Source organism: Burkholderia plantarii, assembly GCF_001411805.1.
Lineage (GTDB): Bacteria > Pseudomonadota > Gammaproteobacteria > Burkholderiales > Burkholderiaceae > Burkholderia > Burkholderia plantarii.
Genome location: NZ_CP007213.1, coordinates 3059378 through 3076274, shown reverse-complemented (window position 1 = coordinate 3076274; position 16897 = coordinate 3059378). Strand labels below are relative to the sequence as shown.

The 16897-nt window shown below is 70.9% G+C and carries 16 protein-coding genes; 5 read left to right on the top strand and 11 right to left on the bottom strand.

All coding sequences use genetic code 11. The annotated features are described in order from the left end of the window. Positions 1-7: 7 nt before the first annotated feature. From ubiU to bpln_RS29735, 6 genes are all read right to left on the bottom strand, one after another. Positions 8-1033, bottom strand: a complete 1026-nt coding sequence (gene ubiU, locus bpln_RS29760; RefSeq protein WP_042629591.1) for a ubiquinone anaerobic biosynthesis protein UbiU — start codon at positions 1031-1033, stop codon at positions 8-10. A 130-nt stretch (positions 1034-1163) separates the two neighbouring features. Continuing rightward, positions 1164-1892 carry an anaerobic ribonucleoside-triphosphate reductase activating protein gene (locus bpln_RS29755; RefSeq protein ID WP_420807371.1) on the bottom strand — a complete coding sequence of 243 codons (729 nt, stop codon included), beginning with the start codon at positions 1890-1892 and terminating at the stop codon, positions 1164-1166. Then, entirely contained in the window at positions 1889-2095 is a 207-nt protein-coding gene (gene nrdD, locus bpln_RS29750; RefSeq protein WP_055140830.1) for an anaerobic ribonucleoside-triphosphate reductase, read from the bottom strand. The genes bpln_RS29755 and nrdD overlap by 4 nt, the downstream gene beginning before the upstream one ends. 110 nt (positions 2096-2205) lie before the next feature. Continuing rightward, on the bottom strand, positions 2206-4236 hold the full coding sequence (locus bpln_RS29745) for a ribonucleoside triphosphate reductase (protein WP_055140829.1): 2031 nt from the start codon (positions 4234-4236) through the stop codon (positions 2206-2208). 279 nt (positions 4237-4515) lie between these two features. Beyond that, a complete protein-coding gene (locus bpln_RS29740) occupies positions 4516-5520 on the bottom strand; it encodes a YVTN family beta-propeller repeat protein (RefSeq protein WP_052498499.1) in 1005 nt (334 codons plus the stop codon). A gap of 348 nt (positions 5521-5868) precedes the next feature. After that, positions 5869-6447 carry a TetR/AcrR family transcriptional regulator gene (locus bpln_RS29735; RefSeq protein ID WP_055140828.1) on the bottom strand — a complete coding sequence of 193 codons (579 nt, stop codon included), beginning with the start codon at positions 6445-6447 and terminating at the stop codon, positions 5869-5871. An 84-nt stretch (positions 6448-6531) separates the two neighbouring features. Here bpln_RS29735 and bpln_RS38045 point away from each other — a divergent pair, with 84 nt between their 5' ends. The 3 genes from bpln_RS38045 (at position 6532) to bpln_RS29720 (ending at position 8813) form a co-directional block, all read left to right on the top strand. Then, positions 6532-6993: a rubredoxin gene (locus tag bpln_RS38045; RefSeq protein WP_082465484.1), complete on the top strand. Its 462-nt coding sequence runs from the start codon at positions 6532-6534 to the stop codon at positions 6991-6993. Positions 6994-7237: 244 nt separating this feature from the next. Beyond that, entirely contained in the window at positions 7238-8308 is a 1071-nt protein-coding gene (locus bpln_RS29725) for an AI-2E family transporter (protein WP_055140827.1), read from the top strand. A 148-nt stretch (positions 8309-8456) separates the two neighbouring features. Next, positions 8457-8813, top strand: coding sequence for an outer membrane protein assembly factor BamE (locus bpln_RS29720; RefSeq protein ID WP_055140826.1), 357 nt, complete (start codon positions 8457-8459; stop codon positions 8811-8813). A 164-nt stretch (positions 8814-8977) separates the two neighbouring features. On the opposite strand, the gene bpln_RS29715 is transcribed toward bpln_RS29720, so the two are convergent. Then, entirely contained in the window at positions 8978-9772 is a 795-nt protein-coding gene (locus bpln_RS29715; RefSeq protein WP_055140825.1) for an SDR family NAD(P)-dependent oxidoreductase, read from the bottom strand. A 148-nt stretch (positions 9773-9920) separates the two neighbouring features. After that, positions 9921-10694, bottom strand: a complete 774-nt coding sequence (locus tag bpln_RS29710) for a carbon-nitrogen hydrolase family protein (protein ID WP_042628704.1) — start codon at positions 10692-10694, stop codon at positions 9921-9923. Between the two features lie 523 nt (positions 10695-11217). Between bpln_RS29710 and bpln_RS29705 the strand changes: the two genes are divergently transcribed. Then, complete coding sequence (locus bpln_RS29705) at positions 11218-12003, top strand: alpha/beta hydrolase (RefSeq protein WP_055140824.1); 786 nt, start codon at positions 11218-11220, stop codon at positions 12001-12003. A 187-nt stretch (positions 12004-12190) separates the two neighbouring features. On the opposite strand, the gene bpln_RS29700 is transcribed toward bpln_RS29705, so the two are convergent. Both bpln_RS29700 and bpln_RS29695 read right to left on the bottom strand, forming a co-directional pair. Beyond that, on the bottom strand, positions 12191-13051 hold the full coding sequence (locus tag bpln_RS29700) for an alpha/beta hydrolase (RefSeq protein ID WP_082465547.1): 861 nt from the start codon (positions 13049-13051) through the stop codon (positions 12191-12193). Positions 13052-13241: 190 nt separating this feature from the next. Continuing rightward, positions 13242-14147, bottom strand: coding sequence for a LysR family transcriptional regulator (locus bpln_RS29695; protein ID WP_055140823.1), 906 nt, complete (start codon positions 14145-14147; stop codon positions 13242-13244). Between the two features lie 100 nt (positions 14148-14247). Here bpln_RS29695 and bpln_RS29690 point away from each other — a divergent pair, with 100 nt between their 5' ends. After that, entirely contained in the window at positions 14248-15090 is an 843-nt protein-coding gene (locus bpln_RS29690; protein ID WP_055140822.1) for an SDR family oxidoreductase, read from the top strand. 37 nt (positions 15091-15127) lie between these two features. Here bpln_RS29690 and pdxR read toward each other — a convergent pair whose 3' ends face one another. Continuing rightward, the gene (gene pdxR, locus bpln_RS29685; protein WP_042628700.1) at positions 15128-16621 is read right to left on the bottom strand and encodes a MocR-like pyridoxine biosynthesis transcription factor PdxR; all 1494 of its coding nucleotides are present in this window, start codon (positions 16619-16621) and stop codon (positions 15128-15130) included. Between the last annotated feature and the right edge of the window lie 276 nt (positions 16622-16897).

Below are 16897 nucleotides of genomic sequence, written 5' to 3'. Positions count from 1 at the left end.
GCGGGGATCATTTCCATGGGCGCGAGTAGGCGCCGAGCGTGTCGGTCTGCCCTTCGGCGAGCGTGCCGAGCGAGCGGGACCAGGCGGGATCGAAACGCATCGCGTCGCCTTGCTGTGCGAGCCGGTCGAGCGCGGCGCGCCAGACGCGCGTGACGGCGGCGGTGTAGGCCGGGCCGCGCTGCCGGCCCTCGATCTTGACGGCGCGCACGCCGATGCGCGCGAGTTCGGGCAGCAGCGACAGCGCGTTGAGGCTGGTGGGTGCCTCGAGCGCGTGGTAGCGCTGGCCGCAGACCTCGAAGCGCCCCTTGCAGATGGTCGGGTAGCTCGACGGTTCGCCCGCGCGATAGCTGTCGACGAGCACCGAGGCGAGGCGTGCGTCGAGCCAGGTCTGGCCCGCTTCCTCGCGCTCGATCCAGTGGACGTGGCGGGCCGGCGAGCAGACGCCGTCGAGGTTTGGCGCGGCGCCGCTCGCGTGGGCCGACAGCGCGCAGCGGCCCTCGACCATCACGCACAGGCTGCCGAAGCCGAACACCTCGATCTCAACCGAAGTGTTGGCCACCGTATTCGCGATCTGTTCGAGCGACAGCACGCGCGGCAGCACGGCGCGCTGGATGCCGAACTCGTCGCGCAGGAAGTTGATGCCGGCGTGGCTCGTGACCGAGCCCTGCACCGACAGATGCAGCCGCAATGACGGATGGACGCGCGCCGCGTAGGCCATCAGCGCGGGATCGGCGACGATGATCGCGTCGATGCCGATCCCGGCCGCCAGGTCGATCGCGTGGGTCCAGTGCGAGAGGTCGGCGCCGCTCGCGTAGGTGTTGATCGCGAGCAGCACCTTGCTGCCGGCCGCATGGGCATGCCGCACGCCGTCGGCCAGCGTGTTGCGGTCGAAATTCAGGCCCGGGAACGCACGCGCGTTGGTGTCGCCCTTCAGCCCGACGTAGACGCAATCGGCGCCGCCGTCCACGGCCGCGCGCAGGGCGGGCAGGTTGCCGGCGGGGCAGACGAGTTCGGGAATCTTCAGCTCAGGCATGGCATTCATGGTCGATCGTGATCGTGGCCGGCGCGCGCGAGCCCGCCGGATCGGTGATGCGCGGGTACGCGGCAAGGCGCGCCCAGCCCCGTCGGTGGCGCGCCTTGCCGCGTCGGCGCTGCGTCGGGCCTCATGCGTGACGGCGCACCTCGACGGCGGGCAGCACCGCGCGCATTCGGTCCAGCAGCGCCGGCCCCGGGTAGCCGGCCGGCAGCGGCGCGTCCAGCAGCGGCGCCGAGGTGCAGCCGGTGCCGCGAAACGGCTGCAGCACGAGCTTCGTGATGCCGCGTTGCGCCAGCGTCTGCGCGACCGCCAGCAGGTCGGCGTCGTCGAGCAGCGCCGGGTGAATCGTGATCCGGCATTCGAACGCCACGCCGCTACCGGCGATCAGGCCGAGCGAGCGATCCGCCGCCGCGCCGCTGCGCGCGACCTGCGTGATGCGCGGGTAGGCGGTGAACGGCGCCTTGACGTCGAAGCCGACCCATTCGAGCATCGGCAGGCACTGCGCGAGCCGGTCCGGATAGGCGCCGCCCGTATGCAGCGCGGCCGCGAAGCCCATGCGCCGGACCTGCGCGATCATCGCCGGCAGGTGCCGCTCCACGAGCGGCTCGCCGCCGCAGAACACCACGGCGTCGAGCAGGCCCGTGCGGCGCGCGAGCCACGCCAGCGTGTCGTCCCAGGCTTGCGGGCCGGCATGGCAGGCACGCGTCTGCAGATGCGGGTTGTGGCAGTAATGGCAGCGCCACGGGCAGCCAGAGACGAACACCACGCAGGCCAGCCGCCCCGGGTAGTCGCACGTCGAGAACGGTACGACGCCACCAAGTTTCGGGGCATGCGCCAGCTCAATGATCATCGTCAACGAGGCTGGACGAAGAACAAGCGTTCGGCGAATTCGCCCTGTTTGCCGGTGTTGAACGCCGAGACCGGGCGGTGATAGCCCATCACGCGCGTCCAGATCTCGCAGCGGGTGCGCTCGTGATCGGCCAGCGCGACGGCGGGCGGGCTTGCCGGGTGGTCGCGCAGGGCCGGGAGGGAGGCGGTTGAAGTGGTGTGATCGTGCATGGTGGATGACCCTTGAGAAAGCCGATGAAAGTGGCCGACGAAAGATGGCCGGTAAAAAGGGCGAGCGCGAGGGCGCGCGCGGCGCGCGGGATGGACGGCGGCCCCGCGCGTCAGGACGGCGGGCAGGCGCCGTCGAATTCGGCGCAGCGGCGCGCGGCTTGCGCGGCCTTGTCGGCGAGCCGCTCGGCGTCGCACTTCGGGCAGAACTCATGCCGCCCGCTCAGGTAGCCGTGCGTCGGGCAGATCGAGAACGTCGGCGACACGGTCAGGTAGGGCACGCGAAACCGCTCCAGCGCACGCCTGACGAGCGCGCGGCACGCGTCGGCCGACGACACGGCCTCGTTCATGTACAGATGCAGCACGGTGCCGCCCGTATAGCAGGCCTGCAGCGGCTCCTGGCGCGCGAGCGCCTCGAACGGATCGTCGGTGAAGCCGGCGGGCAGCTGCGTGGAGTTCGTGTAGTACGGCTGGGCCGGCGTGCCGGCCTGCAGGATGTCCGGATAGCGGCGCCGGTCCTCGCGGGCGAAGCGGTAAGTGGCGCCTTCGGCCGGCGTCGCCTCGAGGTTGTAGAGGTGGCCCGTCTGTTCCTGGAAGCCGGCGATGCGGTCCCGGATATGGGCGATCAGCCGCAGCGCGAGCCGATGGCCGGCCTCCGTGGTGATGTCGTCGGTGTCGCCGGTGAAGTTGCGGATCATCTCGTTCACGCCGTTCACGCCGAGCGTGCCGAAGTGGTTGCGCAGCGTGCCGAGATAGCGCCGCGTGTAGGGGTAGAGGCCGCCGTCCATCAGGCGCTGGATCAGCGCGCGCTTGATTTCCAGGCTGTGCCGCCCCAGTTCCAGCAGTTCGTCGACGCGCGCGAACAGGCCGCGTTCGTCGTGGCGGAACTCGTAGCCGATGCGCGCGCAGTTCAGCGTCACCACGCCGATGCTGCCGGTCTGCTCGGCCGAGCCGAACAGGCCGTTGCCGCGCCGCAGCAGCTCGCGCAGGTCGAGCTGGAGGCGGCAGCACATCGAGCGCACGTCCTGCGGCTGCAGCTCGCTGTTGATGAAGTTCTGGAAATACGGCACGCCGTAGCGCGCGGTCAGGTCGAACAGCAGCGTGGTGTTCGGATGATCCCAGTCGAACTCGCGCGTGATGTTGTAGGTGGGGATCGGAAACGTGAACACGCGGCCGTTCGCGTCGCCGCGCATCATGATCTCGAGGTAGGCGCGGTTGATCATGTCCATCTCGGCCTGCAGCTCGCCGTAGGTGAACGGCATCTCGCGCCCGCCCACGTAGGGCACCTGGTCGCGCAGGTCGGCGGGGCAGGTCCAGTCGAACGTCAGGTTCGTGAACGGCGTCTGCGTGCCCCAGCGGCTCGGCACGTTCAGGTTGTAGACGAGTTCCTGCAGGCATTGCCGGACCTGCGCCTCGTCGAGGCCGTCGACGCGCACGAACGGCGCCATGTACGTGTCGAACGACGAGAACGCCTGCGCGCCGGCCCATTCGTTCTGCAGCGTGCCTAGGAAGTTGACGATCTGGCCGACCGCCGACGACATGTGCTTCGGCGGCGTGGCCTCGACCTTGCCCGGCACGCCGTTGAAGCCTTCGTGCAGCAGCCGGCGCAGCGACCAGCCCGCGCAATAGCCCGACAGCATGTCGAGATCGTGGATGTGGATCGCGCCGCAGCGGTGCGCGGCGCCGATCTCGCGCGGATAGGCGTGATCGAGCCAGTAGTTGGCCACCACCTTGCCGCTCGTGTTCAGGATCATGCCGCCGAGGCTCCAGTCCTGGTTGGCATTGGCGCTCACGCGCCAGTCCGAGCGGTTCAGGTATTCGTCGAGGGTGGCGCCGACCTCGATGCGCGTGTCGGCGGCGGGCGCCGCCTGCCCGTTCGGGCCGGACTCGAACGCTTGCGCCGTGGCGCGATGGCCGTGTTCCAGCAGTGCCTGCCGCGCGGCGGCCCGTACCGCCGCGGTGTCGGGCCGGCCGGCCCGGGCCGCGAGGCGCGACGTGATCAGGCGCGCGAGCGTGTCGGCCGCGGCCGCGTCGAATTCATCGGTGGCGTGCGCGGCGGCTGCGAGCGCGCGGGCGAGGCGCGCCGGATCGAACGGCACGATGCGGCCATCGCGCTTGCTGACATGGGTGGGTCCGACGGTCATGAGCTGATATCCAACATGTAGTGTATTTCGCAATGGAAATAACTATATGTGGTATCCATGCCGGAAGGAGCGCCGGCCGGGCGCCGGGCTTGCTCCACGTCATGCCGGGCATCGGTGCGCGACGATCGGCTTCGTGGGGGGCGCGTCGCGCCCGCACGCGGCGGTGGCGATCTTTCGCTACCGGTGGGCCCGTTGCGCGACTTCGGCGCGTGTCGAGCACGCCGCGCGGCATCGTCGCGAATGGCCGCCTGCCGCGCGGCGATTCTCGCGGGCTGCGCGTCAGTCCGGGTTCGGCGCGTACACGGGCGCGCGGTCGGCGAAGAAGATGCCGTGCGGCGAGCGGCCCACCGCGATCGTCGTGACGAGCTTGCGCGTGCCCAGGTCGATCACGCCGACGTGGCGCGAGAAGCGGAACGTGACCCACAGGAAGCGTTTGTCGGCGCTCAGCTCCATGTCGTCGGGGCCGGGCATCAGGCCGGTGATGTCGCCGGTGCTGGTGAGCGTCGTGTAGTCGAGCACGCTGATCGTGCTGTCCACGCGATTGGTGACGGCCACGTGGCGGCCGTCATCGAGCGAGCGGAAGTTGTGCGCGCCGCGCCCGGTATGGATGCGCTTCACGACCTCGTGCGTGACGCAGTCCAGCACGGCGACGTCGTCCTCGCCGGTCATCCCCACCAGCAGGTGGCGGTTGTCGGGCGTCATCCAGAGCCCGGCCGGGTCGCGGCCCACTTGCGCGCGCCAGGCGACGGTCTGGGTCGGCAGGTCGATCGCCGCCACTTCGCCCGACTCCTGCAGCGACACGTAGACGGTGCGGTTGTCCATCGAGAACGTCATGTGGCTCGGCATCCTCGCGAGCGGCAGGCGTTTGGCCAGCGTGAAATGCAGCGGCGCGCCGTAATGGTAGATGTCGACGCGGTCGAGCCGCAGCGCGTTCGTGACGAACCATTTGCCGTCGGGCGAGAAGCCGAGCTGGTACGGATCCTCGATGTTCTGCAAGGTGCCCGTCACGCGGCCGGTGGGCGGATCGACGAACATCAGGTTGTCGGACACCGAGTTCGCCACGAGCAGCGTGCGGCCGTCGGGCGTGATCATCAGGTGATGCGGTTCCTTGCCGGCCGGCAGCGTCGCGACGACCTTGCGCGAGGCTTCGTCGATCAGGTTCAGTTTGGCCTCGGCGGAATCGAGCACGATCACGTTGTCGGCGCGGGCGGTGAGCGGGGCGCCGGCGGCGCAGGCGAGCGACAGCAGCAGCACGCGCAGGCGCGCGGCGGGAGAGCGGGACATCCTGGACTTCCTGGAGCGAGTGTGGCGAAAACGAGGCCGTCCGGGCGCGGCCCGCGGTGGCCTGTCGATGTGGCTGCCGCGTGCCGTAAGGCGCGCCGAAGCGTTTCGTCAGCCGGACCGTGTCGGCGCGCGGTCGCGCGAACGGCAGTGACGCACGTTAGCCGGTGTGGCCGCGAGACGTCCAATGCATTGTGCGGATGACCGGATGAGCCGCGGACATGAGTGGAATAATGCGCCGCGCGCCATGCAACGAAGTGCCGCCGGGCGCAGCAATCGATGTCGCCGGGCATGGGATATTCGTTGCGCACGCAACGGATTGCGAGGCGGGGGTGCCATGCCCCTGAAGGCTCAGCGCCGCGTGCCGAACAGCCCGCCGAGCGTGGCCCGCAGCAGGTCGCCCGAGGTCGGCCGGCTCACGAAGCTCATGGCCGGCGCGTAGGTCAGCTCGAAGATCAGCGCGCCGAGCGTCTCGGCCTCGATCGCGAGCGAGGGCGCGAGCGCGAGCAGCCGCTCGCCGAGCGCGCCCCAGTGCGAGCGCAGCACCGCTTCCTGCGATTCGCGAAACGTCTCGGCCGGTTTCGCGTGGCGCGCGTATTCGAGCACCAGCAGCGGCCAGTTGCCCTCGCGCGAATGCCGGTCCGCCCAGGCCGCGATCCGCTCGATCGCGTCGTCGATCGTCGCGGCCTCGCCGATCGCCGCGTGCAGGTCGGCCACGCTCTGCTGGCCGTGCGCCTCGAGCATTTCCAGGAACAGCGCCTCCTTGCCCTGGAAGTTCGAATAGACGGCGCCCTTGCTGAAGCCCGCCACCTCGGCGATCCGTTCGAGCGAGGTGGCCGCGTAGCCGTCGCGCGCGAACAGGGCGGCCGCCACCTCCAGCAGCCGGGTTCGGGTCTGGGCCTGGCTTTCCTCGCGCGTCAGCCTCGCCATGCGTGTCTCCATTCGGGATGCGGGTTGAATGCCCGGAAGTATACAGATACCATTCAGTATCTGAAAATTGAAACCGCCTGCTTCATGTACAAGAAAGGAACCGCGCTCGAACTGCAGTTTGCTCCGCGCCGGCTCGTGACCGATGGCGTCGAACCGCTGCGCATCGACCTGACGGCCGACGACGTCGAGCGTCTCTATCGTGGACTCGACGCCTGTCTGGCCGCCGACCGCGCGCCGGGCGCCGGGCCGCTGGTAGTGAGTCTCGACGCGGCGCCGACCGCCGCCGAGCCGCCCGCCGGCGCGCCGCGAACGGACGGGGCGGGCGCGGCGGTCGAACCCGCGCTCGCGCGGGCAGCACCCGCCGTGCCGCCGCCCGGCGATTTCCGGCAGTTCGTCTGCCTGATCTGCGGCTGGATCTACGACGAGGCGAGCGGCGACGTCGAGCACGGCATCGCGCCCGGCACGCGCTGGGAGCAGGTCCCCGACGACTGGCGCTGCCCGCTCTGCGACGTCGGCAAGGAGGATTTCGTGCTGGCCGAGTTTTGAGCCTGCGGCATGGTCCGCGGCGACGGCGCCGGCCGTTGCCCCGCCGCGTTATTGTCGTACCCGGCTTCCGTCGTCGGCGTCACCTTCCCCTGCATCCTCCACGTCTGCCCGACGGCATGCCGGCCGCCGTGGCCGCGCCTCGCCCGGGCGTGATCGCCCAAGCCGTCCGCAAGCCGATCGTGAACGTCCTTTAAGATGGCGGCAGCGGCATCCCCGCTTCTTCCGTCCTGACGAGAGTGTTCCGATGATCCAGTCTTCCCGTTCCACGCCGGACTCCGGCCGCCCGAAAGCGCAGGCGATCGCGCTCGGCGTGCTCTACACGGTACTCGTCGCCCTCGCGCTGTGGATAATCCGCGCGTTCCTGCCGGCCATCGCCTGGGCCGGCGTGATCGCGATCGCGCTGTGGCCGGCGCTGCGCCGGCTCGACGCGATTCGCTGGCTGAGCGGACGCAGGACCGTGGTCGCGATCGTGCTGACCTCGGCGGTCGGCCTGCTGCTGGTGGTGCCGGTGGCGATCGCCGTGGCGCAGGCGGCCGGGCAGATCCACGACGTGTTCGCGTGGGTGCGCGACGCGCGGCTCAACGGCATTCCGATGCCTGACGCGGTTTATCATCTGCCCTTCGGTTCGCAGCAGGTGGCCGCCTGGTGGCAGGCCAACCTGGCCCAGCCGCTGCACGCGCCGGCCGGCGTCAAGGGCATGAACGGCGAGGCGTTCGTCTCCTACGGCAAGGCGTTCGGCTCGCGCGTGGTGCATGCGGCCGTGCTATTCGGCTTCATGCTCGTCACGCTGTTCGTGATCTTCCAGGCCGGCCCGCGCATGTCCGAGTCGTTGATGCGCGGCGTGCAGCGCGCGTTCGGCGCGAACGGTGCGTCGCTGACGCATCGCATGGTGTCGGCCGTCTACGGTACCGTGACGGGCCTGGTGGTGGTCGGACTCGGCGAGGGCGCGCTGCTCGGCATCGCCTACGCGGTGGCGGGCGTGCCGCACGCGGCGCTGCTCGGCCTGGTTACCGCGGTGGCCGCGATGCTGCCGTTCTGCGCGCCGATCGTGTTCTGCTGCGCGGCGCTGTGGCTGTTTCTCGTCAAGGGCGCCGCGGCCTGGGCGATCGGCCTCGCCGTGTTCGGCGCGGTGGTGGTGTTCATCGCCGAGCATTTCGTGCGGCCGGTGCTGATCGGCGGCTCCGCGCGGCTGCCGTTCCTGCTGGTGCTGTTCGGCATCCTCGGCGGCGCCGAGACGTTCGGCCTGCTTGGCCTGTTCATCGGGCCGGCGCTGATGACGGTGCTGACCGTGCTCTGGACCGAGTGGGTCGAATAGGCGGCGCGCCGATGGTTGCGCGCGCACGCGTCGCACCGCTCGCGCCGGTCACGGCGCGGGTAACTTTACAGAATTCCACATGAATCGGAGCGAGGTGGATTAGGATGCGCAAATGACGACCGATCGTGTTGCCCGGAGACTGACCGGCATGCTTGCCTCGCTCCCGCGTTCCTCCACCGCCGCGCTGCCCTTCGCCGCGAGCCTGCTGTTGTCGGGCTGCTCGTGGTTCGGCTGGCTCCATCACCCGTCGTTCTCGTATGCGCGGCTGCCGGTGCCGAAGGCGGCCTCGCAGCCGGGCGCCACGCAGCAGAAGGTGGTGCGCGCCGGCGGCAATCCGGCCAGCGTCTGGATGGTGCGCAACGGGACCGGCGTTTGCTACAACTACCTGCTCACGCACGGCAGCGAGCATCGCCCCTATTACGTCGTGTTCGATTCTCGCGGCGCCGTCACGCGTCACGGCTTCGCGTCCTGCATGGACGCCGATCGCCACGGCGACCTGCGCTGACGGTCGCCGCGGGCACGGGCGTCACGCCCGGGCGCTTCCCCCGCGATACCCACCCTTCGATTCGCTTGCCGTGCCGTGCGCTCATGTCGGCGCCACGCGCGCCGGCGGCCGCGTCGGATTCGCGATCGACCGGCGCGGCGGCATGCCGGCGCGCCGACTTGCGCTCAGGCCAGCGTGTCGACCACGCCGCCGTCCACGCGCAGCGCGGCGCCGGTGGTCGCCGAGGCCTGCGCCGAGCACACGTACACCACCAGGTTCGCCACTTCCTCGGTGGTCGCCGGGCGCTGCAGGATCGAGCTGGGGCGCTGCGTGCGCACGAATTCCACGGCCACCTCGTCCACCGTCTTGCCCTGCTGGTCCGCGCTGTCCTTCAGCATCGACTTCACGCCGTCCGACATGGTCGGCCCCGGCAGCACCGAGTTGACCGTCACGCCGGTGCCGGCCGCGAGCTTCGCGAGGCCGCGCGCGATCGACAGCTGCGCCGTCTTCGAGAAGCCGTACTGGATCATGTCCACCGGAATGTTCAGCGCCGATTCGGACGAGATGAACACCACGCGGCCCCAGTCGCGCTCCATCATCCGCGACAGGTAGTGGCGCGAGAGCCGCACGCCCGACATCACGTTGGTCTGGAAATAGCGCTCCCATTCGTCGTCGTCGATGTCGAAGAACGGCTTCGGCTCGTAGATGCCGGCGTTGTTGACGAGGATGTCCACGTTCGGCGCCGCCTCGATCAGCGCCTTGACGCCGGCCGCGCCGGACAGGTCGGCCGCGATGCCGGCGGCGTTCACGCCGGGCACCGACGAGCGCAGCGTGGCCAGCGCCGCATTGACCGAGGTGTCGCTGCGGCCGTTGACGATCAGCGTCGCGCCCGCGCGCGCGAGGCCTTCCGCGATTGCATAGCCGATGCCGCCGGTGGACGCGGTGACGAGGGCGGTCTTGCCAGTCAGATTGATCTGCATGAGTGTCGGGTTCCGGAAAGGACGCTAGGACATGAGACGTGCCGCGGCCGGCGCGGCACGCTCGACGGATGGATCGGGACAGCTTAGACGAATCGCCGTGCCATGACAGCGTCGCTGCCGCTTCGGGTTCCGCAACAGGCTGTCGGCATCAGGTCCTCACGTAGCACGGATAGTCGAGCTTGCTCGCCCGCGTGAGATCGAGATCGACGGTGACGGCCCGCAGCGGTGCCGCGTCGCTCGTTTCCCCGAGCAACTCGCCCGTGGTGGACATAGCAAATCCGGTGCCGCCGAATTCGGGCGACGGCCCGACGGCGCCGCGCCGGTTCGAACTGACGAATACGGCGCCCGAGACGATCGCGGCCATCGCGCCGGCCGTCTTCCAGTGCGCGCTACGCAGGCCCGTGGCGCGCGGCGTGACGATCACGTCGGCGCCGGCGCGGCCGTAGCCGCGCGCGTGTTCGTTGAAGAACAGCTCGGTGCAGAGCAGCACGCCGAGCGTGAGCTTGCCCACCCGCACGCACTCGAAGCCGTCGCGGCCGCGCGCGAACCAGCTCGCCTCGTGCCAGCCCGGCTCCTCGGGAAAAAATTTCTTGTGATGTAAATAACGATAGCGGCCGCCCTCCAGCACGAAGGCCTCGTTCGCGAGCCGGCCGCCGAACGGCACCGGCCGCGACGACACCACCGCGCCGACCTGCAGGCCGGCCAGCGCGTCCAGCGCCGCCTCGTGAAGCGCCACGCTGCGTTCGGCGGCGGCCGCGTCGTAGTCGGGCGTGAGCGGGAACCACGGGCCGAACGGCATCTCGTTGGTGACGAGCAGGTCGGCGCCGGCCGCGTCGACCGCGCGGCGGATCGCGTCCCACGCCGCGCCATGCGGCAGCAGGCCGTCGGGCCATTGAACGTAGAGCAGGCTTGCCTTCGACATGGGATTTTCCTTGGGGACGGAAGCGGCCGTGCCGGCGCGGGCAGGCGCCGTGGTCGGCGCCACGAATCGCACCACGAATCGCACCAGGAATGGCACCACGAATCGCACCAGGAATGGCACCGAGAGTCGCGTCATGATTCGCGCCAGCATACGCGGTGATGCGCATGCCGTGTCGCCGGGCATGCCGTGAGCGGGCGGCGGGGCGAGCCGGTTTTGACGGCGACGAGGGCCTCGCGAGGCGGGCGCCGCCGTCGCAAGCCAGCCTGCGGGCAAGGCTTTCGCGGGGTGCCGCCCGGCCGTTCGCCGCGGTGCGAAAAAATTTCGCGGACCGATGGAATAACCGCGATCGGGCCGTGTTCGCCCATTCGTACACCAGCGTTCAGCATCGAATTGCGAAATCGGACGCTCGGCGCGCGGCTCGTCGTGCCGCCGCGCGGAGCGACAGCCTGGGTATGGTCCGCTGCCAGCACACCACAACGCGGGTGGCCGGGTCCCGTCAATGCAACGCCCCTGGAGAATTCGAATGAAATTGAAATCGCTCGTCGCCGCCGGCCTGGCCGCCGCCGCCACGTTCGGCGCCACCGCCGCCTTCGCGCAGGACAACCCGGCCGCCGCGCCGGCCGCGCCGATCCACAACGTCGTGCTGGTGCATGGCCTGTACGCCGATGGTTCCAGCTGGGCCAAGGTGATTCCGCTGCTGCAGGCCAAGGGCCTGCACGTCACGGCGGTGCAGAACCCGACCACCTCGTTCGACGCCGACGTCGACGCGGTCAAGCGCGTGCTCGCGCAACAGGACGGCCCGACGCTGCTGGTCGGCCACTCCTACGCGGGCATGGTGATCAGTCAGGCCGGTGACGATCCGAAGGTCGCCGGCCTCGTCTACGTCGCCGCGCGCGCGCCCGATGCCGGCGAGGACTACCCGGCGCTGACGAAGAAATTCCCGGCCGCGCCGGCATCGGCCGGCCTGCAATGGTCGGCCGACGGCTACGGCAAGCTCTCGGAGCAGGCCTTCGTGAGGGACTTCGCGGGCGATCTGCCGCCCGAGGAAGCGCGCGTCTACTATGCCGTGCAGCAGCCGGTGGGCAAGGCCGTGACGATGGCGAAGACCACCGTCGCCGCCTGGCACGACAAGCCGAGCTGGTACGTGGTGTCCACCGAGGACCGCACCATCAATTCGGACCTCGAACGCTTCATGGCCAAGCGCATGCACGCGCACACGATCGAGCTGCAGGCGAGCCACGCGGTGCTGCTCTCGCACCCGGCGGCGGTCGCGAACCTGATTCTCGAGGCGGCGGGCCAGACCAACTAAGCGGGCGCGCGAGAGCGATGCCGTGCGGGGCGGGCGAGGGTGCCCGCCCTTTTTGCGTGGCATGGCGCTCGTCAAGGTTGCGTGTGCAACGATCTGGCGGGGCGGGGCGGGGCGGGGCGGGGCGGGGCGAGGCCGCGAGTCGCCGCGTGATTCACCGCACGGACGGCGGCAAGACTCGCCAAGGCGCTCAGCGCGGCGTGACGTCCCGCATCCAGTGCGCGATGTCGCCGACCACCTTCGTCTCGATGCCGAAATAGCCGTGTGGCGACAGCGAGCTGCACGGATTCGACGATTGATCGACGCCGCCCTCGACGCGCAGCACGGTGGCGGCCGATTGCGTCATCGCGCGCGCGATCTCGGCCGCGCGTGAGGGTGGCGCGACGGTGCAGGTGTCGTCGCGGTTGGCCACCACCAGCGCCGGCGCGCGCACGCGCTCGGGATGCGCATCGAACACGGTCTCGCCCGAATGGCCGACCACCGATACCGATTCGGTCAGCACGATCCCGGCCAGCTCGCCGTCGCGCGCGCTCGCGCCGGCCGCCATCGCGGCGATCGAGCCCTGGCTCGTGCCCATCGCCCAGAGCGGGCGGTCGGTCAGCGTGCGGGCGTAGTCGAGGATCTCGCGGATCACCTGCCGGTACGCCTCGGTGCTGCGCTCGCCGCGCAGCGAGCGCTTGCCGATCGCATCGACGATCACCACGCCGTAGCCGAGCCGCGCCCACAGCGTGCGCGTGCGGACCACGAAGTTGTTGTCGTGGCGCAGCGTGCCGTCGCGCTCGATGTCGACGTCGCCGGCGCCGCCGGGGAACATCACGATCACGCCGCGCATCGGGCCGGCCGGGCCGTAGAACATCACGCGCTGATGCTCGCCGCCGGGCAGCGGCAGGTCCTGCACGGCGATGCGCGGCGCGCTGTCGGGGGCCGCGCCGGGCATCGCGCCGGCGGGCGGCGCGTCGTCCGCGTGAGCGCGATGCGCGCTCGCCACGCCGGCATGAGCGAGCGCGGCGAGCGCGAGCGAAACCACCGACAACCGGAACCAACGATTCATTTCCATATGCACCGAGCTGGCTGGACAAAAGCACGGCCGCGGCCGTGACGGGGACGCCAAGCGTAAGGCATCGGGGCGGTGCGCGACCAATACATTTTCGACCACGCCGCGATACGTTGCGGATATGCCGGCGCGTCGGCGCGGTCGATCGGCAGGCATGCCGACGCGTTGCGCAAAGGCACGGGGTGCCTCAGACGCGCGTGACGTCGAGTTCCTTCAGCACCTCGATGAACGCACGCAGCGCGGCCGGCACCTGGCGGTGGCCCGGGTAGTAGAGGAACAGGCCCACGTAGGCCGGACACCAGTCGGACAGCACCGCGCGCAGCGACCTGTCGCGCAGGTAGGGCATCGCCAGCAGCTCCGGCACGAACGCGATGCCGAGCCCGCGCAGGGCGGCCTCGATCATCAGCTCGGTGCGGTTCAGCGTCAGCGTGCCGGGTACGTCGAGCACATGCGGCTGGCCGTGCCGCGCGAACTCCCAGCGATAGGGCCGCCCGGCCGGCGTGCGCGAGCGGATGCAGCGGTGCCGCGCGAGATCGTCCGGCGTCTTCGGCGCCGGATGCCGCTTCAGGTAGGCGGGCGAGGCCACCGTCAGCATCCGCGACGGGCTGCCGAAACGCACGGCGACCATGTCCCTCGGCACCTCGTCGCCGAGCCGGAAGCCGGCGTCGTAGCGCTCGGCGACGATGTCGACGAACTCGGACTGTGCCACCAGATCGACTTCCACCCGTGGGTGGCGCGCGAGGAAGGCCGGGATCACGTGCTGGACCAGCAGCATCGAGACCGTCTCGGATGCGGTCAGCCGCAGCCGGCCGCCCGGTTCGTCGCGCGCCGCGCTGAGATCGGACAGCGCGTCGTCGAGCCCGCGCAGCAGCGGCTGCAACTGCGCGACGAGCCGCGCGCCGGCCTCGGTGGGCGCGACGCTGCGCGTGGTGCGGTTCAGCAGGCGCATGCCGAGCCGCGCTTCCAGTTCGCGCATCAGGTGGCTCAGCGTCGAGGGGGCCAGCTCCATTTCGTCGGCCGCCTTGCGGAAGCTGCGGTGCGCGGCCACGGCGGCCAGCGCCCGCAGCTCGGTCAGGCTCACGCGCTCATTCATGGCTTTTTCCCATCAGGGCATCCGGTTTCAGGTGGCTTATCGCCATGGATTATCGCCGCTACATTGGCATTCCACTGATTCGATATGCGAGGAAGCGTTCATGTCCAGAACCTGGTTCATCACCGGCATCGGCAGCGGCTTCGGCCGCGAGATGGCCGGCCGGTTGCTCGCGCGCGGCGAGCGCGTGGCCGGCACCCTGCGCGACGCCGCGGCCGTCGCGCCGCTGCGCGAGCGATACGGTGCGCGGCTGTGGACCGCGACGCTCGACCTGACCGACGCGCACGAGATCGCGCGCGTCGTGGCGCAGGCGTTCGACGCGTTCGGCCGCCTCGACGTGATCGTCAACAATGCCGGCTACGGGCTGTTCGGCGTGACCGAGGGGCTCGATGACGCGCAGGTGCGCCACCAGCTCGACACCAATCTCGTCGCGCCGATCCAGGTCACGCGCGCCGCGCTGCCGCGACTGCGCGCGCAGGGCGGCGGCCGGATTCTGGCGATCTCGAGCTACGGCGGGCAGGCGACGCACGCCGGCGCGGCGCTCTATCACGCGAGCAAGTGGGGCATGGAGGGATTCTTCGACGCGCTGGCGGCCGAGGTCGCGCCGTTTGGCATCGGCGTGACGATCGTCGAGCCGGGCGGCGCGCGCACCGGGTTCCGGCGCGCGGCGGGCAGGCACTTCGGCGCGGAGGTGGAGGCCTATCGCGACACGCCGGTCGGCGCGCTGCGCGCGCGGCTTGCGGACCCCGGCTTCGTCGCGCGCGGCGATCCGGCGAAGATGGTCGACATCATGATCGCGAGCGTCGACGAGACGCCGGCGCCGAAGCGGATCGTGCTCGGCCGCGACGCCTACACGATGATCCGCAACGCGCTGGCCGAGCGGCTCGCGGCCGTCGAGGCCGGCCGCGATCTTGCATTCTCGACCGACTTTCCCGAGACGCAGTGAGCCGTGCCGCGCGGCGGCACCGGGCGCGCGGGCCGCGTCAGGCGCCGCGTCGCGCGCGACGCGCATCCGCGATCGCGCGTTCGAGCCGGATCACGGCGCCGTCCATCGTCTCGGTGGCCACGTTGCCGTAGCCGAGCACGAGGCCGTTGTAGGCCGACGCGTCGGTCCCCGGCGCGCAGAACGGCGAGAGCGGCCGGATCACGAGGCCGTGCGCGCGGCCGGCGCGATAGACGTCGAGGTCGGAGACTTCGGCGTCGAGCCGCGCCGACAGATGCATGCCGCCGTCGCCGGCCGACACCGTCAGCAGGCCGCCGAGTCGGCGCGACAGCGTATCGTGCAGCAGGTCGCGGCGCTCGGCGTAGAGCCGGCGCATGCGGCGCAGGTGGCGCGTGAAATGGCCGGCCTCGATGAACTCGGCGAGCGCGAGCTGGTCGGCCAGGCGCCCGCGCGGCGCGAGCGCCGCCGAGACGCGTTCGAGTTCGATCGCGATCGCGGCCGGCACCACCACGAAGCCGATCCGCAGCGCCGGGAACATGACCTTCGAGAACGTGCCGAGATAGATCACGGGCGCATCGCGCACGCTGCTTTGCAGCGCCGCGAGCGGCGTGCCGTGATGGCGGAACTCGCTGTCGTAGTCGTCCTCGACGATCCAGGCGCCGGCGTCGCGCGCGGCCCGTACCAGCGCGATGCGGCGCTCGGGCGACATCACGGCGCCGAGCGGATATTGATGCGAGGGCGTGATGTAGACGAGCCGCGGCGGCGCGGTGCGCCAGAGGTCGGGCGCCGGCGCGAGGCCGTGGGCGTCCACCGGCACCGGGACCAGGCGCAGCCCGGCCGCGCGCAGCGCGACGCGGGCGCCGCCGTAGCCGGGGTTCTCGATCCAGGCGATGTCGCCGGCGTCGGCGAGCGCGCGGGCGCAGAGGTCGAGCCCGTGCTGGGTGCCGTCGGTAATCAGCACCTGGTCCGCGTCGCAGGCCACGCCGCGCGAAACGCGCAGGTAGTCGACGATCGCATGGCGCAGCGGCAGGTTGCCGGCCGACGGCTGATAGTCGAGCTGCGCGGGGCCGACGCGGCGCCAGGCGCGCTCGACCGCGCGCCGCCACGCCGCGAGCGGGAACGCGTCGAGCGCCGGCACGCCGGGCACGAACGCGCCGGTCTCGCTGGCGCGATCGGAGAAGCGGCCGAGGCTGGTGGCGCGACGTGACAGCGGCGGCGGCGCGAGCGGCGCGACGCTCGCGCCACGTTCGGCCGGCAGCAGCGTGCGCGCCACGCGCGTGCCCTGCCGGTCCGCCACCACGAAGCCCTCGGCGGCGAGCCGCTCGTAGGCGTAGAGCACCGTGTTGCGCGCGATCCGCAGTGCCTCGGCCAGCGTGCGCGACGAGGGCAGCGCCGTGTCCGCGTCGAGTGTGCGCCGCAGGATCGCCTCGCGAAGGCAGGCGTAGAGGCGTTGCTGCTGGCTGAGCCGGCCCGAGCCGGCGCCCTCGCCGCCGGCGTCGCGCGAGAACGCCGAGAGCAGGACACGGTAATCCATCGTGGCTCCAGATCCTGTTGAAGATCGAAGCTGTGCATGGTGCCATGAATACCGGCCCGGTCGGGCTTTCCCGCATGCCGGCGGGGAGCGGCGAAGTGCCCCGACGCGTGGCGGACCAGGCCGGCGCGCGGAGGGGGATGTCGGAGGACGGGAAGGCGCGCGCGCCGTGGCGCGGTCGCTTCGACGGGAAGCCGAGGGCGTTGACGCGGGGGCGGTGGCGGCCCGTGAGTCGTTGACGCGTGATTCCGGCCGGGCCGGCCACCGCCCCTCGATCGG

Coding starts and splice junctions, on each gene's coding strand:
- ubiU (WP_042629591.1), bottom strand. CDS start 1,033: ATGCCTGAGCTGAAGATTCCCGAACTCGTCTGCCCCGCCGGCAACCTG.
- nrdD (WP_055140830.1), bottom strand. CDS start 2,095: ATGCACGATCACACCACTTCAACCGCCTCCCTCCCGGCCCTGCGCGAC.
- bpln_RS29745 (WP_055140829.1), bottom strand. CDS start 4,236: ATGACCGTCGGACCCACCCATGTCAGCAAGCGCGATGGCCGCATCGTG.
- bpln_RS29740 (WP_052498499.1), bottom strand. CDS start 5,520: ATGTCCCGCTCTCCCGCCGCGCGCCTGCGCGTGCTGCTGCTGTCGCTC.
- bpln_RS29735 (WP_055140828.1), bottom strand. CDS start 6,447: ATGGCGAGGCTGACGCGCGAGGAAAGCCAGGCCCAGACCCGAACCCGG.
- bpln_RS38045 (WP_082465484.1), top strand. CDS start 6,532: ATGTACAAGAAAGGAACCGCGCTCGAACTGCAGTTTGCTCCGCGCCGG.
- bpln_RS29725 (WP_055140827.1), top strand. CDS start 7,238: ATGATCCAGTCTTCCCGTTCCACGCCGGACTCCGGCCGCCCGAAAGCG.
- bpln_RS29720 (WP_055140826.1), top strand. CDS start 8,457: ATGCTTGCCTCGCTCCCGCGTTCCTCCACCGCCGCGCTGCCCTTCGCC.
- bpln_RS29715 (WP_055140825.1), bottom strand. CDS start 9,772: ATGCAGATCAATCTGACTGGCAAGACCGCCCTCGTCACCGCGTCCACC.
- bpln_RS29710 (WP_042628704.1), bottom strand. CDS start 10,694: ATGTCGAAGGCAAGCCTGCTCTACGTTCAATGGCCCGACGGCCTGCTG.
- bpln_RS29705 (WP_055140824.1), top strand. CDS start 11,218: ATGAAATTGAAATCGCTCGTCGCCGCCGGCCTGGCCGCCGCCGCCACG.
- bpln_RS29700 (WP_082465547.1), bottom strand. CDS start 13,051: ATGAATCGTTGGTTCCGGTTGTCGGTGGTTTCGCTCGCGCTCGCCGCG.
- bpln_RS29695 (WP_055140823.1), bottom strand. CDS start 14,147: ATGAATGAGCGCGTGAGCCTGACCGAGCTGCGGGCGCTGGCCGCCGTG.
- bpln_RS29690 (WP_055140822.1), top strand. CDS start 14,248: ATGTCCAGAACCTGGTTCATCACCGGCATCGGCAGCGGCTTCGGCCGC.
- pdxR (WP_042628700.1), bottom strand. CDS start 16,621: ATGGATTACCGTGTCCTGCTCTCGGCGTTCTCGCGCGACGCCGGCGGC.